Below are 16319 nucleotides of genomic sequence, written 5' to 3' on the forward strand. Positions count from 1 at the left end.
GCAGGACAAGCGCTGTGAAAGGGCCCTGACCATCGGCCATGGCGCTGCGCGGACGCAGCCATTATCGTGCGTGGCTCTTCATGCAAGCACAGGCAAACGGAACGATGGCGCGGTGGCAAGGGATGGCGGTGGGTGCGGTGGTGGTGGCAACAGCGGTGGCCCTGGCGGCCACCTGGTGGGAATTCCCTGCCTCCGGCCCGCAGGTGCCGGCTGGCCCTGTACCGACGCCGCTGGCGTGGACCGCACAGATCGAGCTGCTGGCCGGCGACGGTCATCCGGGTGATCGCGATGGCGCCTCGGCGCAGGCACGCTTCGCCGACCCCTACGCGCTGCTGGGCAGTGCCGATGGCAGCGTTTACTTCACCGATGCCGGTGACAACAACCGCATTCGCCGCCGCCTGCCCGATGGCCGCATCGAAACGGTAGCGGGGCAGGGCGAGGGTCGTGTTGATGGGCCTGCCCTGCAGGCAAGTTTCAACACGCCTTCGGGCATTGCCGCCGATGCGCAGGGCAACCTGTATGTGGCCGACACCGGCAATCATGCGATCCGGCGCATCAGCACCGATGGCCAGGTGACCACGCTGGCAGGCGGCACCCAGGGCTTCGCCGATGGTCCCGCCGCACAGGCGCGCTTCGATGGGCCGATGGGCATCGCCGTGGATGCGCAGGGACAGGTCTATGTGGCCGATACCTGGAACGACCGCATCCGGGTGATCGGTACCGATGGCAACGTGCGTACGTTGGCCGGCGGCGACCGCCCGGGTTTCGTCGATGCGCTTGGCGCTGACGCTCGTTTCGATACACCGGTGGCGCTGGCCTTCGATGCGCACGGCGCACTGCTGGTGGCCGATCTGTTCAACAACGCGGTGCGTCGCGTCGGTGCCGATGGCACGGTCAGCACCGCGGTCGGCAAGGGTGAGGTCATCAATGGACCGTTGTCACTGGCCACCACGCATGACGGCGTGCTGTACGTGGGTGACCTGGATGGACGCATCGTGCAGGTGACCCCGCAGGGCCATCAGCTGGCACTGCTGGGCAATGACCGCCTGCCGCGCCTGGCGCGTCCCAGTGGTCTGGCGGTGGAGGCCGACGGCGCCCTGCTGGTGGCCGACTCCGCGGCTTATCGGCTGCATCGCCTGCGCCCGTTGCCGGTGGGTGAACTGCCCGCACCGGCGCTGGTGGGCCCGGCCTCGGATGCGGCGCTGCCGGACAGTGGCGGACGCTGGCCACTGGCACCGCAGGATGGCTGGCACGAAGTGGTCGGCACGCTCGGCGAGGTGCGCGGCACCTTCCAGGGCGAGAGCCGCCACCACCTGCACGGTGGCTTCGACGTGCGCGGCGATGTCGGCCAGACCGTGCTGGCGATCGCCGAGGGCAAGATCAGCAGCCCGATTGCCGCCTGGAGCCTGGGCGGACAGGCCGAAGGCCTGGCCGTGGACCGGTTGAAATACATCCACATGCGTGTCGGTCGCACGCCACGCGGCGAACCGTTCGACGCGCGCTGGCAGCCGCTGTACGCCGAAGACGGCACGCTGGAGCGGATCCGCGTGCGCCGCGGTACGCGCATCCACGTGGGCGACCGCCTGGGCAGCATCAACAACCAGGCGCATGTGCACCTGGCCGTGGGCAATGGCGGTTTCGAGACCAATGCGGTGGCGTTGGGGTTCAAGAACTATGCTGACCACTTCGCGCCGCGCATCACCGATGTGGCGCTGCTGGACGACAACGACCAGCCACTGGCCGCCGGCAGCGATGGCGTGGTGATGCTGGCCCGGCAGGGACGCGGCGTGCAGATCGTGGTGGAGGCCTGGGATCAGGTGGACAACAACCTGCCGCGTCGCCGGCTGGGGCCGTACCAGGTGGGTTACCAGATCCTCGATGCCGCCGGGCAGCCACTGCAGGGCTACGAGCAGCCGCGCTGGAACATCGTCTTCAACCGCATGCCACCGCAGAAGCAGGCGGTGAAAGTGGCTTACGCACCCGACAGCGGCATCACCGTGCATGGCAGCGCGGTCACCCGCTTCCGTTATCTGGTGACCAACACCGTGCGCGATGGGCTGATGGAAACCGGTCGCTGGCAGCCGGCGGCGTTGCCGCCGGGCGAGTACATCGTGCGTGCCAGTGCGCGCGACTACAGCGGCAACGAAGGCGTGGGCCCGCGCGACATCAGGGTACGGCTGCTGCCATAGCCGCGGCCGGGGCGCCGCAGCGTTCGCGCTCGGCGTCCATGTCTTCCAGCGGCCGCACCTCGATGCTGCCGAAGCGGGCCCACGGGAAGCCCTGGGCGATACGCATGGCCTCATCGCGGTCACGGGCGACGATCAGGTTGAAGCCGGCCAGCAGTTCGCGGGTTTCGGCGAAGGGGCCATCGAGCACCCGGCTGTGGCCATCGCGCACGCGCAGGGTCTGCGCCGATTCGATCGGCTGCAGTTTCTGCGCGGCCAGCAACGTGCCTTCGGCCTGCAGTTTATCGGCATGGGCGAGGCAGTCGCGCATCAACGTATTGAAGTCGTCGATGGGCAGTGTGCGCAGCAGTGATGGGTCGATGTAGATCAGAAGCAGGTACTGCTGCATGGCGGAGTCCTGGCGGGGGCGGGGGACCATGATCGCGCAGGTTTGCGCGGGGGCATGCTGCACTGCGAAAGGCAGAGCGGGAAGCGCGCCTTCGGCGGGGATCGGCGAACGGCGGGGCCCCTCCGTGGTGGAAGCACAAGCACAAGCATGAGCCATGGGATTGGCCGGGTGGGTAGGCGGGTCGGGGGACGCCGTGAACCCATCCCTGGGGGCTTGGCCGCGGCATCCATGCCGCGGACACCCCCGCCCCGCCTACCCACCCGGCCCTGGACAGTTTCCTGCGGCATCCACCACGGAAAATCACAAACAAAGGCAAAAGCGGGTCGCTTCGCTCGCAAAGCCGAGGCCGCCAGCCAACCGCCTTTGCTGTTGCTTTTGCCTTTTTTCTGATCTTCCCGTGGTGAATCGGAGGCAGGAATCTGTCCGTGGCCGGGCGGGTGGGTTGCGCAGGGGCGTAAGCGCCATGGATGGCGCGCCCGAGCCTACAGGGACGTATTCACGGCGTCCCCTGCGCAGCCCACCCGCCCGGCCAACCCGCAGAGATGCAGCTCTTCACGACCAACCAACCCCACCACGGAGGGGCCCCGCCGTTCGCTGATCCCCGCCGAAGGCGCGCTCTCCGCAGGAAAAATAATTAGCACGACGGTGTCGATCCTCGCGCCCCTGGTTCGTTGTAAGAGGGAAGGGCACGCACCCGCAGCCCAGCGGAGACCGCAATGAAAGTGATGGTGATCGTCAAAGCCAACGCCGATTCCGAAGCCGGGCGCATGCCCAGCGAACAGGAACTGGCCGCCATGGGCGCCTACAACGAACAACTGGTAGCCGCCGGCATCATGCTCGCCGGGGAAGGCCTGCATGCCACCCAGCGTGGTCGCCGCATTCATTTCGGCAGCGGCGCGCCGCAGGTCGAGAGCGGCCCGTTCGGCCCGGCTGGCGAGCAGATCGCTGGGTTCTGGCTGTGGGAGGTGCGCTCGCTGGACGAGGCCACCGAATGGGCCAGCCGTGCGCCCTTCGGCGCGGGCGGTGCCCTCGAACTGCGCCCCCTGATCTCGGCCGAAGACTTCGGCGAAGCCTTCACCCCTGAATTACAGCAGCAGGAACAGCGTCTGCGTGAGCAGCTCGACCGTGCCTGAGCACGGCCGCGCATTCATCCAATCCTACGGAGCATTCCCATGAAACTGATTCCCTTCCTCGGCTTCAGCGGCCAGGCCCACGACGCAATGGCGTTCTATGCCAAGGCACTTGGCGGCCAGGTCACGTCGGAGATGAAGTACCGCGACATGCCGCCGTCCGACGGCTCGCCGGGCTGCAATGAAATGCCGGCCGACACCCTCGACCATGTGGCCCACAGCCAGCTGGAGATCGGCGCAGCGATCCTGATGGCAGCCGATGGCCCCGGCGGCGGCGAGGGTGGTTCGACCACCATCAACGTCGACGTGGACAGCATCGAAGAAGCCGAGCGCGTTTTCGCGGCGCTGGCCGAGGGTGGCCAGGTGCAGATGCCGATCGCCGAAACCTTCTGGGCCCACCGCTGGGGCATGTTGACCGACCGCTTCGGCAAGCCGTGGATGGTCAACTGCATGAAGCAGCCCTGATTTTCCTTTTCTCCATCCATCGCAGGGAACCGCACCGATGAGTACACCGCAACCGCAGATGATCTTCGTCAACCTGCCCGTGCAGGATCTGGAAAAAGCCAAGGCGTTCTTCGCCGCGCTGGGCTACAGCTTCAACCCGGCCTTCACCGACGAGAATGCCGCCTGCATGGTGGTCAGCGAGAGCATCTTCGTGATGCTGCTGGTCAAGCCGTTCTTCCAGCAGTTCACCACCAAGGACATCGCCGATGCGCATGCGCAGACCGAGGTGATCACCTGCCTGTCGGCCGACAGCCGCAAGGCGGTGGACGCCATGGTGGACAAGGCGCTGGCCGCCGGTGCCAGCGAACCGCAGCCGGCGCGCGACTACGGCTTCATGTACCAGCGCGGCTTCCAGGACCTGGATGGGCATCTCTGGGAAATCGCACACATGGACGGCGAGCCGGGCTGAGCGGCCGCCGCAGGGAGAATCCCCATGGCTTACGTGGATGCTTACGTATTGCCGTGCCCGCAGGACAAGGTGGCGGCCTATCGCCGCCTTGCCCGCCAGGCCGGCGCAGTGTGGAAGGACCATGGCGCGCTGCAGTACATGGAATGCGTGGCCGATGACGTGCAACCCGGGAAATCGACCTCGTTCCCGCAGGCGGTGAAGCTCAAGCCGGGCGAAACGGTGATCGTGGCCTTCGTGGTGTTCCGCACGCGTGCCGCGCGCGACCGCATCAACAAGAAGGTGATGGCCGACCCGCGGCTGGCGCATATCGGCCCGAAGGACATGCCGTTCGATACCAAGCGCATGTTCTGGGGCGGCTTCAAGCCGATCGTGGAAGCGTGAACGCCGGCGCTTGTGCGGGCCGGGCCCGCATGCTGTGATCGGCGCATGCACGAGCCCGCCCTGAGCCAGCGCCTGGACACCCTCTGGCGGATGGAATCGCCAGTGTTGATCGCGCGCCTGGCGCGCCTGCTCGGCGGCGATGTCGGTCGTGCCGAAGAGCTGGCCCAGGACACCTGGCTGGCCGCGCTGGAGCGTTGGCCGGTGCAGGGCATCCCGGACAATCCTGGAGCCTGGCTGATGACCACCGCGCGCAACCGTGCCATCGATGTGCTGCGCCAGCACCGTCGGGTGGCGCAGCAGCATGCGCAATGGGGGGAGGAACTGCATCCGGCCGCATTGCCCGCGCCCGACGACAGCCAGGCGCTGGAAGACGACATCGGCGATGACCTGCTGCGGCTGATGTTCGTGGCCTGCCATCCGGTGCTGCCTGCCGATGCGCGGGTGGCGCTGAGCCTGCGCCTGCTGGGCGGGCTGACCACGACCGAGATCGCCCGCGCGTTCCTGCAGCCGGAACCGACCATCGCCCAGCGCATCGTGCGTGCCAAGCGCACGTTGGCGCAGAAGAAGATCCCTTATGAAGTGCCCCGTGCCGATGCATTGCCGGCACGACTGGCCTCGGTGCTGGAGGCGATCTACCTGGTGTTCAACGAAGGCTATGCAGCCAGTGCGGGTGACGACTGGATGCGACCGGCGCTGTGCGCTGAGGCGCTGCGGCTGGCGCGCATCCTCGCCCATCGCATGCCGGCACCGCCGGTGCTGGGGCTGTTGGCGCTGATGGAACTGCAGGCCTCGCGTGCGGCGGCACGGGTGGATGCACAGGGCGCGCCGATCCTGCTGGACCAGCAGAACCGGGCGCGCTGGGATTGGTTGCAGATCGAACGCGGCCAGCAGGCACTGACGCGTGCGGTGTCGGCGGGTGGCGGCGATGACCCCTATGTGCTGCAGGCACGGATCGCCTTCTGCCATGCCAGCGCGCGGCGCGCCGAGGACACCGACTGGGCGCGCATCGCTGCACTGTATGCGCAGCTGCTGCAGGTAATGCCATCGCCGGTGGTGGCATTGAACCGGGTGGTGGCGGTGTCGCGCAGCGAAGGCGCGTTCGCGGCATGGGCGCTGTTGCAGCCGCTGCTGGACGAGCCACGCCTGCAGGGCTACGCACCGCTGATGGTGGTGCGCGGCGAACTGCTGCAGCAGCTGGGACGTGAGCAGGACGCGCGTGACGCATTCGCCTCGGCAGCGGCGTTGAGCCAGAACCAGGCAGAGCGGACCCTGCTGCGGCAACGGGCCGGCCTGCCGCAGGAAAATTGAAGCCGACAAGGTCAGCACTTGTCGGTTTGCCCCGGAGCGGCTATGTTTCGCGCCCAGCGGGCGTGTTCGCGCCTGTCATTCGTGTGTCGTGACCGAGGAGCGGTTGGATGTTTTCAAGGACGAAGAGCGCACCGCGCGCTTTTGCGCGCCTGCTTGCCTATGCCCTGTGCCTGGCCGTATGGCCGTTGGCCAGCCAGGCCGCAGACAAATCGCAGCAGGCCTACTGGGCCGGTTTTGCCTATACCGCTGACGCCGCCGCCGTACAGGCGACCACCCCGCATGCGCATGCCGTGCTGGAAAAGCGTGGCCTGATTCCGCTCAACCAGACCCTGGCACAGGCGCTCAAGCGCCGCGCGCCGGCCAACCTGGAACTGATCGACCAGCCGGTGGCGATGCTCGATGGCACCACCAGTGCCGTGGTGCTGGCCGCTGCGCTGGACCGCGAGCTGGTGTCGGTCGAACCGATCGGTGACCAGTACAAGGTGCTGGTGGAAGTGGCACTGCAGGCGCTGTTCTTCGATTTCCGCGAGCGCCAGGTGATCGCCTCCTATCCGCTTACCCTGCAGCGCATCGACGTGCAGGAGTACCGCCCGGACAGCGACGATATCGATGCGATCGTCGCCGATCTGCTGTACGGCGGTGCCGATACCAGCCTGTCGCAGGTGCTGGCCACCACCCTGGCCCAGGCCAAGCTGCCGGAAGCGGCCACGCGTCGCCTGCAGGTGGGTGCGGTGACCTTGTCCGACGCCACGCTGGCCAAGCTGCCCGACCCGAAGTGGGCCGGTCCGCTGCGCGCCACGCTGGCCCATGAACTGTCCAAGACGCTGTCGTCCAATACCGGCGTCGGCCTGCTGCCGCCGGCCTCGGGCCAGGCGATCGGCGGTGCCATGGCCGCGCGCTTTGCCGACGGCAAGGTCTACCAGCTGAAGATCCCCGAGGCCGACTACGTCATCAGCCTGCAGGTGGATGCGCTGAAGAACGGCGTCATCAGTGAAACCCCGGCGATGAAGACGATGCTGTTCGGCGCCTTCTTCACCGCCAAGGTCACCGAGCCGTTCTCCGGCAAGGTGTACTTCGAACAGCCGCTGCGCAAGGGCGCCACCAAGGTGGTGCCGGTCACGCAGTGGCAGGTCGACCAGTGGTCGGCCAGCTACGAAACCCTGCTGGCCGGCTTCGATGCCTTCGCCGGCGCCGCCGCCAAGCGCGCCGACTCGCGCGCCTGGCTGGACGAGCAGAAGCCCGGCGGACGCCCGCTGCAGCAACAGACCCAAGCCCTCCAGGAGTTGATCAAATCATGTCGTTGATGCGTACCATCCTGCTCATCCTCATCGCCCTGGCGGTGGCCTCGCCGGTCGCCGCGCAGACCGCCAGCTCGCGCGGTACCGGTTCGGCCAGCTACAGCCTGCGCCTGAGTGCCGATACCCGTGCGCAGGCCCTGAACAAGGCCAAGGCCAATGCACTGGAGGCGTACATCGCCGAATCCGGTGCGGCCAAGCTGCGCCTGTTCGAATCGCGTCGCGCCGAGTTCCTCGGTGAAATCGACCGCTACGTGCTCAGCGCCGTGCAGCTGTCGGACAACGAAGACAAGAAGGCCAAGACCTACAGCGTCACCGTCCGCGCCGAAATCAACACCACCCTGCTGCAGACCAAGCTGGATGCCGGTTCGGCCGTGGCCGGTGCCACCGCTGCACAGCGCTCGCTGCTGACCTTCCTGTTCATGGCGCGCTCGCAGGACACCGTGCAGTCGTTCCAGGACAAGGAATACCGCCGTGTCGACGCCAGCAGCAGCTACAGCGAGAACACCCGTGAGGGCGACAGCTTCCGCGGCAACTCGGTCAGCACCAACGGCAGCATCAACCAGAACGGTTCGGTGTCGGTCACCAGCGGCGGCAGCACTACCGCCCGCAGCGACAACATCAGCTGGAAGGTGGCCAACGCCGCCGAAGTCAACACGGCCATGACCGGTGCCTTCAGCGCCGCCGGCTACGAAGTGGTTGAAGCCGAATACGTGGAAGGCGAGTCGCGCGGCCTGCTCAGCATCGAGCGCATCCGCAAGGACTTCAGCACTGGCAACGATCTGTCCGCGGCCACCCTGCGCGATACCGCCAACGGCATCCGCGCGGCGAACATCCCGTACATCGCCGTCGGCACCCTCGACGTCGGCATGCGCGACCGTGACCCGGCCAGCGGCAACACCCGCGTGTTCGTCACTGTCACCGGCAAGGTGCTGGACGTGACCGGTCGCTTCCCGCGCACCGTGTCGTCGGTGGGCCCGGTGCAGTTCTCCGGTACCGGCCCGAACGAAACCGTCGCCCGTACCAATGCACTGCAGCTGGCTGCGGAAAAGGCTGCCCAGCAGATGATCAACGAGCTGAACGTCAAGGCGGTCCGCTGACGTTGGTGGGTGCCGGGTTAGCCCGGCACCGCTCTGCTTCCCGTTTCTTGCGTGCCGCATCGCGGCCGTCTCTCCCAAAGGACTCTTCCATGATCCGTAATACCGCTCTCGTCGTTGCCATCGCGGCCGCCACCCTGTCGATGCCGGCCCACGCCCAGTTCGGCAAGCTGAAGGACCTGGCCGGCGGCGCCACCGGCACCTCCAGCAGCAGCGCCAGCGCTGCCGCTCCGGACGAAGCCGCGCAGGAAGCGCTGGTCCGTCGTTTCGTCAGCTCGCAGTCGCACTCGCTGCAGGCCCAGACCTCCTTCGCCCGCGCCTTCGGCCTGGCCGAGCAGGTGCAGCTGCTGGAAGCCGAGCGCCAGGCGCTGTCGTCCGGTTCGGTGAACGTCGATGCGATGAAGAAGTCGGTGTCGGTCAGCGAAGCCGCCCAGGCCGCCATCGACGAGCGCCAGGCCGCACAGCCGGAACTGAACGCTGAATCCAAGCAGCACTATGCCGAAGGCCTGGTCTCGCTGCTGGCCTCGGCTGCCGAAGCGCAGAAGCTGAGCGGCGAAGCCAGCGGCTTTGCGGCCGGCATGAAGAACCTGGGCGCGACCCAGATGGCCACTGTTGGCCGCAAGCTGGCCGCCGGTGCCTGGGTTGCCAAGGAATCGCCGGGCTTCATCAAGGGCCTGTACGGCTCGACCAAGTCGGCTGTGACCTTCGCCAAGAAGAGCAAGGTGAAGGTGCCGTCCAACGCCGATTCGATGCTGGATTCGCTCTGATACGAGGCAACTCCGCATGCGTACGACGACTCGATTGATCGGCCTGGGCCTGGCAGCGGCCCTGCTGGCAGCCTGCGGCAAGCAGGATGCACCGGCAGAAACCGCTCCGGCCAAGGACAAGGCTGCCAGTGCACTGGCCAGCAACGCGCCGGTGCAGGAAGCGCCCCTGCGTGGCACGCCGGATTTCGGCGGCACCACCCAGGTCGCGCGCGAAGCCGACGGTATCGGCAGCACCCCGGAACTGGCGGTGCTGGCGGCATTGCAGTCGGCCGTGGCCCAGGTCAACGGCGTACGCGTGGCCAGCCAGATGCAGAGCCTGCGCGCAGGCCTGCATGTGGACGTGGACGGTGAACACGTCGGCGATATCCGCGCCGACGCGTTCTCCCAGCAGATGATTGCCGGCTCGCAGGGCGCGGTGCTGGGCTACGAAATCCTCTCGCAGGATGAAGTGAGCCAGCTCGACGAAGAAACCATCGCCCGCGTGCGCGCCAGCGACGAAGGCTGGAGCTTCAAGGGTTCGGCCTCGGCCAGCGCTTCCGGCGAAGCCTCCGCCAAGGGCGGCTCGGCCTCGGCCAGCGTCAAGGAAAACTACGAAGAGCAGGTCAAGGTAGACGCCAAGCGCGGTGCCAGCTCCTTCGATTCGGATGTCACCCGGCGCAGCATGCGCAGCTACTGGAAGGTGCGTGTCCGCGCGCAGATTGCCCAGTACCGCGCACCGGATGAAGAAGGCAAGCCGAAGATCGTGGTGGCCCTGCCGCGCACCAAGTCGGGCAGCTATGCCGTTGGCGATGGCCGGGTGAACGCCGACGAGGTCGCCCAGGCGATCCGCGCGCGGCTGTCCGACACGCTTACCCAGACCCAGCGCTTCATCGTGCTGGACCGCGAGTTCGGCGACGAACTGCAGGCCGAGATCGACCACATCAACAGTGGCAACGTGCGCCTGCAGGACACCGCACGCGTTGGCCAGCAGCTGGCGACCGACCTGATCCTGATTCCGACCATCGAACGGTTCGAGTACCCGCGCAGCGTGCGCAACCTGCGCATGTCCGATCGCCAGGTGACCTCGTACTCCGGTGGCGGCCGCATCACCCTGCGCCTGGTCAATGCCACCACCGGCCAGGTGGTGATGTCCGACAGCTTCGACCATCAGTTGGCCTCGACCGGCCCGAGCACGCTGCCGCGCGTGGTCAATGGCCGCAGCATGGCCGCCTCGATGATGGACTCGCTGTCCGGGCAGATCGGCAGCACGATCGTCACCACGCTGTTCCCGGTGTCGGTGGTGTCCGTCGATGGCGACCAGGTGGTGCTGAGCCAGGGCGGTGACACCGTGCAGGTCGGCCAGCGCTGGCAGGCCGTGCGCCTGGGCGAAGAGCTGAAGGACCCGCAGACCGGCCGTTCGCTCGGCCGCAGCGAGCATCCGTGCTGCACCATCCGCATCGACCGCGTTGCCGCGCAGACGTCCTACGGCACCCTGGAAGAGGGCGTCGACGCGATGCGCGGTGGTTTCCGCCCCGGCCAGATCGAACTGCGCCAGAAGCTGGGCAGCAAGCCCAAGGCCACCGCCGGCGCAACCGCATCGGCCGCTCCGGCCGCCGCAGCGCGCCCGGCCAGCAAGCCCAAGCCCAAGCCCGCCGCCGCCCCGGCCGAAGACCCGAACTGGTAAGACACCCAGGCAATGCACAGATGGGGTCAGATCCCTTTCCCGCCGGGAAAGGGATCTGACCCCTTCTTGTTTCCGTGTCGACCAAGGTCGACACCTACCAGAGCAGAACGCCGTTCCGACAGGCCACGGGAAACTGTCGAAGGCGGGGTGGGTCCGGTTGCGGGAGTGTCCGCGGCATGGATGCCGCGGCCAAGCCCCCAAGGATTGCTCCGGCCGTTGCCGTTGTTTCGGCGGGTGCAGGGCGCAGCCCTGCCGAACCCCTTACCCCTTACACTCCAGAACGATTTCCCTGCTGGAGAGAGCAATGAAGCGAGTAGTACTGGGCGTGCTGGCCCTGTCGGTGTCGAGCGCACTGATGGCGGCCACCCCGAAATTCGATGGCGCGCGGATCTCCGCCGACGTCAAGGAACTGGCCTCCGACGCCTACGAAGGCCGCTCCCCGGCCACCGCCGGCGAACAGAAGACCATCGCCTTCCTCAGCAAGCAGTTCGCCGACGCCGGCCTGCAGCCCGGCGGCGACCTGAAGGACGGCAAGCGCCTTTGGACCCAGGCCGTGCCGCTGCGCAAGGGCGACATCGTCGGCACCCCGCAGCTGTCGCTGCAGCAGGGCGGCAAGACCATCGCGCTGGAGCAGGGCAAGCAGATCGCCGTGCGTGCAGCCATGAACGGTGCGACCAGCGTGGACATCAGCAAGGCACCGTTGGTGTTCCTCGGCTATGGCGTGAAGGCAGCAGAGCGCAACTGGGACGACTTCAAGGGCGTGGACCTGAAGGGCAAGATCGCCGTCGTGCTGATCAACGACCCGGACTTCGAAACCGGCAAGGGCGACTTCGACGGCAAGGGCATGACCTGGTATGGCCGTTGGCCGTACAAGTACGAAGAAGGCGCACGCCAGGGCGCACTCGGCGTGCTGATCGTGCATGAGACCGCCCCGGCGTCGTATGGCTGGGCCACGGTGGCCGGCTCCAACACCAACACCATGTTCGACGTGGTGCGCGACAATCCGGCTGACAGTCATCCGCTGCTGGAAGGCTGGATCCAGCGCGATCTGGCGGTCGAACTGTTCCGCTCGGCCGGGCAGGATTTCGAGGCGCTGAAGAAGAAGGCGCAGCAGCGCGACTTCACCCCGGTGCCGCTGACCGGCGCCAGCCTGGATGCGAAGTACGCGGTGAAGACCGAAGTGATTACCTCGCACAACGTGGCCGCGCGCCTGGAAGGCAGCACGCATCCGGACGAGACCGTCATCTACAGCGCGCATTGGGACCACATCGGCGTGGGCGAGCCCGACGCACGCGGCGACCGCATCTTCAACGGCGCGCTGGACAACGCCAGCGGCACCGCCTCGCTGATCGAACTGGCACGCGGCTTCGCCAAGGCGCCGCGTCCGCAGCGTTCGGTCGTGTTCCTGGCGGTAACCGCCGAGGAGAAGGGCCTGCTGGGTTCGGAGTACTACGCAACGCACCCGCTGTACCCGCTGGAAAAGACCGTGGCGATGATCAACATGGACGGCATGGCGCCGTTCGGCCCGTCGCGCGATTTCGGCATCTACGGCGCGGCGCGCTTCGAGCTGCTGGACCAGTTGAAGGACGTGGCCAAGGGCTGGGACATCCGCTACACGCCGGACCCGAAGCCGGAGGCCGGCCTGTTCTTCCGCTCCGACCACTTCCCGTTCGCCAAGCGTGGCGTGCCCGCGCTGTCCTGGTCGGCCGGGCAGGACTGGGTGGACGGTGGCGTCGCGGCGGGCAAGAAGGCGTCCGAGGACTACACCGCCAAGCGTTACCACCAGCAGGGCGACGAGTGGCAGCCGGACTGGGTGTTTGCAGGCGCCGCCCGCGACCTGGGAGTGCTGTACACCCTGGGCAACCAGTTGGCCAACTCGCGCAGCTGGCCGAACTGGAGCAAGGACGAGGCGTTCCGCGCCGTGCGTGACGCCAGCGCCGACCAGCGCAAGTAAGGGAATGCGCCGGGTTCGCCCGGCGCCTCCCCGGTTGCCGGCCGCTGGCCGGCAATCGTGTGATGCCTGGTAGTGCCGGCCGCTGGCCGGCCACCCCGGGCGCTCTATGCTCGGCTCACCCCTTCCACCAAGGCGCCGCCGTGATCGCCAGCTTCTCCCTCATCATCCGTCATCTGCTGGCCTGGGCCGCGGCGCTGTTCGTTGCCGGCATGGTCTGGAGTGGCATCTTCAGCGGCATGAACGACGGCCCGGGCTGGGTATTCGGGCTGCTGGTGATGTTCCTGATGATTTCCGCGCTGGGCAGCGCGATCACCCACGTGCGCCGGGTCTGGCTGGTGGCCGGCCGCCTCGATGGCGCCACCTTGTCGGGCCGCCAGCGCCGGCAGATCGAACTGCCGATGGATGCCGGGCAGGCCTTCGCAGTGGTCGAGGCTGCCGTCGGCGAACTGCCGCGGGTGGAAGAGGTGGAGAGTTCTGCCGGCAGTCTGCAGGTACGTGCCTATGTGCGCCGCGTCGACCTGTGGAACGGCCGGCAACCGTCGCGCTGGAACCTGCCGGCGCGGCTGGCGATCAAACGCAACAGCGTGCTGGCCACGGTAACGCCGGGGCAGGGCACCAGCACCGTCACCCTGCTGTTCGAACCGGACGCCGGCTGGTGGGCCGATCTGCTGGCACTGGATGAAGGCAGCAACTATGAGAACGCCGAAGCGGTGACCCGAGCGATCAGCCGCCGCGTGGCCGACCAGCGCCGCGACGAGCAGGCCGCTGCCGAACAGACCCAGGTGGAAAAGGAACTGTCGGTCGCGCGCTTGAACCTGCTGCACGCGCAGGTCGAGCCGCACTTCCTGTACAACTCGCTGGCCAATGCACAGGTGCTGACCCGCACCGACCCGGCGCGCGCCGAGCAGATGCTCGGCCACCTGATCCAGTACCTGCGCAGTTCGCTGCCGCAGGTGGATGAATCGGTTTCCACGCTGGGCGTGGAGCTGGAACGTACCCGCGCCTATCTGGAAATCCTGCGCATCCGCATGGGCGCACGGCTGGCGGTGGAAGTGCAGGTGCCTACCGAGCTGCACGAAGTGAAGATGCCGGCGATGGCGCTGCAGACCCTGGTCGAGAATGCGATCAAGCACGGCCTGGAACCCAAGCCCGGCGGCGGCACGATCTGGATCCTCGCGCGTGGTTTCGATGACCATGTCACCGTGACGGTCGCCGACGATGGGCTCGGTTTCGGACAGGGCACCAGCGGCACCGGCATCGGCCTGAAGAACCTGCGCGAGCGCCTGCGGCTGACCTGCGGCGAGCAGGCCGGAGTGGCGATCGTCGCCAATTTCCCCAGTGGTGTAGCCGCTACCATGACCCTGCCGCAGTCGGCCAAGGAGCCCAGCCATGCCGCTTGAAGCGCTGATTGCCGAAGACGAGGAGCTGCTGCGGCATTCGCTGGTCGAGCAGCTCGGGCGGCTGTGGCCGGAGCTGAAGCTGGTGGCCGAATGCGAGGACGGTGCCAGTGCGCTGGAACAGCTGGCCGAGAAGCAGCCGGACATCGCCTTCCTCGACATCCGCATGCCCGGCATCAGCGGCATCGAAGTGGCGCGGTCATTGGCCGAACTGAGCCCGCGCACGCAGGTGGTGTTCGTCACCGCCTACGACCAGTACGCCATCGATGCCTTCGAGCAGGGCGCGATGGATTACCTGCTCAAGCCGGTCAGTGACGAACGGCTGCTGGCCACGCGCGATCGCATTCTTTCGCGGCTGCCATCCACGCGCCAGGACGATGCGGTGCTGGAGCGCCTGCTGCAGCGCCTGGGTGCAGGCCCGGCCGCCAACGACCGGCCGCCCCTGGCCTGGATCACCGCCAGCAATGGCCGCGATACGCAGCTGATCATGCTGGACGATGTGATCTATTTCCGTGCTGACAACAAGTACACCACCGTGGTCACTGCCGCCGGCGAAAGCCTGTTGCGCACACCGCTGCGCGAACTGCTGGAAGTGCTCGATCCGCTGCACTTCCGCCAGGTACATCGCTCCACCATCGTCAACATGAAGGCGGTGGCAGCCGTCAGCCGCGACGATACCGGCCGTGGCGTGCTGCGCCTGCGCCAGCGTGCCGAAACCCTGGTGGTCAGCCAGCCGTTCATGAGCCTGTTCCGCGGCATGTAGCCGCAGCCATTGCCATCGACCGAGGAACGAACATGCGCCGTATCCTGCTTGTAGTTGTCGCCGTGTTGGCCATCGCCGGCTGCGAAAAGTCCAGCAACACGTCGATCACCCGCACCAATGCCAATGGCGTGGACACGCTGTACAGCAAGAGCACGGTGGTCGATGGCGTGGCGCGTTTCGAATGCATCGCCAGCAGCAGTGGCCAATGCCATTACCTGGTGCTGGCGCCGGGCTGCAGCACCGACACCGCTTGCGCGACGCCGCCGCTGCGCCGGTTCGCGGTGGCCGCAGGCAAGACCGAGCAGGTCAGCGGCCTGCCCAAGGACTTCCGCCAGTGCGTCAGCGACGTGCAGAAAGAACAATGCCACCGTGACTGAGCACGGTGGCATTGTGGCTCCCCCCGGATTGCGTTCGGCTCAGTAAGCCGGCTGCAGCGTCATGTCGTGATGGTGTTCGGTTTCACCGACATGATTCAGGCGACCCACCAGTTCGGAATGCTGCTTCATGCGCCCGATCTCGGTCATGATGCGGATGTCCTCGTGGCGCAGCTCGCGCTTGGCGGTGACCGCCTGCTTGTAGTCCAGCACTTCCGGATAGTGTTCAGCCAGGTCCAGCGCTTCGGCCACGTGCTCGACGCTGTCGGCCTTGGAGGTGATGCGGGCGCGGCTGTTGAAGGCCTTCATCCAGCGTTCGAAGCCCGCTGTGCGGTCGAACATGTTGGCCATGAACCAGATCACGAACAGGATCGAGATCCATGAGCCGAACACCACGACCACGCGGGTGAAGGTGATGTGGTAGTCGTCGCGCCACAGGTAATTGGTGATCAGGCCGAGGATCAGCAGCGAAGCCGCCTGCCATCCGACGATCGAAGTGATCAGCCATTGGCACTTGGCCTGGGCCAGCACCGCCACTTCATCGCGGATCTGCTGTTCGCTGAGGGTGCGCCAGTGCGCGACCTGTTTTTCGAACGGGCTGCTGTAGAGCTCGTTGTCGCGAAGCAGTAATCCCAAACCCTTGAACAAAGCAATCATGGCTGGCTCCTTGGTGGAACGTGCGGCGATCTGCAGTGGACGGTGT

The 16319-nt window shown here is 66.9% G+C and carries 16 protein-coding genes; 14 read left to right on the forward strand and 2 right to left on the reverse strand.

Going from position 1 to position 16319, the window contains the following annotated elements:
* Positions 1-104 precede the first annotated feature (104 nt).
* The gene (locus AB4Y98_RS16580) at positions 105-2189 is read left to right on the forward strand and encodes an SMP-30/gluconolactonase/LRE family protein (RefSeq protein WP_442244732.1); all 2085 of its coding nucleotides are present in this window, start codon (positions 105-107) and stop codon (positions 2187-2189) included.
* Here the strand turns inward: AB4Y98_RS16580 and AB4Y98_RS16585 are convergent.
* Positions 2167-2574, reverse strand: coding sequence for a YciI family protein (locus AB4Y98_RS16585; protein WP_049464203.1), 408 nt, complete (start codon positions 2572-2574; stop codon positions 2167-2169). The genes AB4Y98_RS16580 and AB4Y98_RS16585 overlap by 23 nt on opposite strands.
* A 716-nt stretch (positions 2575-3290) precedes the next feature.
* On the opposite strand from AB4Y98_RS16585, the gene AB4Y98_RS16590 reads away from it, so the two are divergent.
* From AB4Y98_RS16590 to AB4Y98_RS16650, 13 genes are all read left to right on the forward strand, one after another.
* A complete protein-coding gene (locus AB4Y98_RS16590; RefSeq protein WP_312786981.1) occupies positions 3291-3707 on the forward strand; it encodes a YciI family protein in 417 nt (138 codons plus the stop codon).
* A gap of 39 nt (positions 3708-3746) precedes the next feature.
* A complete protein-coding gene (locus AB4Y98_RS16595) occupies positions 3747-4169 on the forward strand; it encodes a VOC family protein (protein ID WP_313251441.1) in 423 nt (140 codons plus the stop codon).
* A gap of 37 nt (positions 4170-4206) precedes the next feature.
* Positions 4207-4617, forward strand: coding sequence for a VOC family protein (locus tag AB4Y98_RS16600; RefSeq protein WP_442244733.1), 411 nt, complete (start codon positions 4207-4209; stop codon positions 4615-4617).
* Positions 4618-4641: 24 nt separating this feature from the next.
* On the forward strand, positions 4642-4998 hold the full coding sequence (locus AB4Y98_RS16605) for a DUF1428 domain-containing protein (RefSeq protein WP_025878383.1): 357 nt from the start codon (positions 4642-4644) through the stop codon (positions 4996-4998).
* A gap of 45 nt (positions 4999-5043) precedes the next feature.
* Positions 5044-6306, forward strand: coding sequence for an RNA polymerase sigma factor (locus AB4Y98_RS16610; protein ID WP_442244734.1), 1263 nt, complete (start codon positions 5044-5046; stop codon positions 6304-6306).
* A gap of 107 nt (positions 6307-6413) precedes the next feature.
* Complete coding sequence (locus AB4Y98_RS16615) at positions 6414-7610, forward strand: hypothetical protein (protein ID WP_025878385.1); 1197 nt, start codon at positions 6414-6416, stop codon at positions 7608-7610.
* A complete protein-coding gene (locus AB4Y98_RS16620; RefSeq protein ID WP_025878386.1) occupies positions 7601-8701 on the forward strand; it encodes a hypothetical protein in 1101 nt (366 codons plus the stop codon). Before AB4Y98_RS16615 ends, AB4Y98_RS16620 begins: the two co-directional genes overlap by 10 nt.
* An 89-nt stretch (positions 8702-8790) precedes the next feature.
* Positions 8791-9465 carry a hypothetical protein gene (locus tag AB4Y98_RS16625; RefSeq protein ID WP_032977073.1) on the forward strand — a complete coding sequence of 225 codons (675 nt, stop codon included), beginning with the start codon at positions 8791-8793 and terminating at the stop codon, positions 9463-9465.
* Positions 9466-9481: 16 nt separating this feature from the next.
* A complete protein-coding gene (locus tag AB4Y98_RS16630) occupies positions 9482-11128 on the forward strand; it encodes a CsgG/HfaB family protein (RefSeq protein WP_033830237.1) in 1647 nt (548 codons plus the stop codon).
* A 304-nt stretch (positions 11129-11432) separates the two neighbouring features.
* Positions 11433-13082 (forward strand): M28 family metallopeptidase, encoded by a 1650-nt coding sequence (locus AB4Y98_RS16635; RefSeq protein ID WP_442244735.1) that lies wholly within the window; start codon positions 11433-11435, stop codon positions 13080-13082.
* Positions 13083-13222: 140 nt separating this feature from the next.
* Positions 13223-14482 (forward strand): sensor histidine kinase, encoded by a 1260-nt coding sequence (locus AB4Y98_RS16640; protein WP_032977067.1) that lies wholly within the window; start codon positions 13223-13225, stop codon positions 14480-14482.
* On the forward strand, positions 14472-15242 hold the full coding sequence (locus AB4Y98_RS16645) for a LytR/AlgR family response regulator transcription factor (RefSeq protein WP_033830239.1): 771 nt from the start codon (positions 14472-14474) through the stop codon (positions 15240-15242). The genes AB4Y98_RS16640 and AB4Y98_RS16645 overlap by 11 nt, the downstream gene beginning before the upstream one ends.
* Positions 15243-15274: 32 nt before the next feature.
* Positions 15275-15619 (forward strand): hypothetical protein, encoded by a 345-nt coding sequence (locus tag AB4Y98_RS16650; protein ID WP_312108141.1) that lies wholly within the window; start codon positions 15275-15277, stop codon positions 15617-15619.
* A 39-nt stretch (positions 15620-15658) separates the two neighbouring features.
* On the opposite strand, the gene AB4Y98_RS16655 is transcribed toward AB4Y98_RS16650, so the two are convergent.
* Positions 15659-16273: a hypothetical protein gene (locus tag AB4Y98_RS16655; protein ID WP_033832034.1), complete on the reverse strand. Its 615-nt coding sequence runs from the start codon at positions 16271-16273 to the stop codon at positions 15659-15661.
* Between the last annotated feature and the right edge of the window lie 46 nt (positions 16274-16319).

Source organism: Stenotrophomonas sp. 2YAF26, from assembly GCF_052114625.1.
GTDB lineage: Bacteria > Pseudomonadota > Gammaproteobacteria > Xanthomonadales > Xanthomonadaceae > Stenotrophomonas > Stenotrophomonas indicatrix.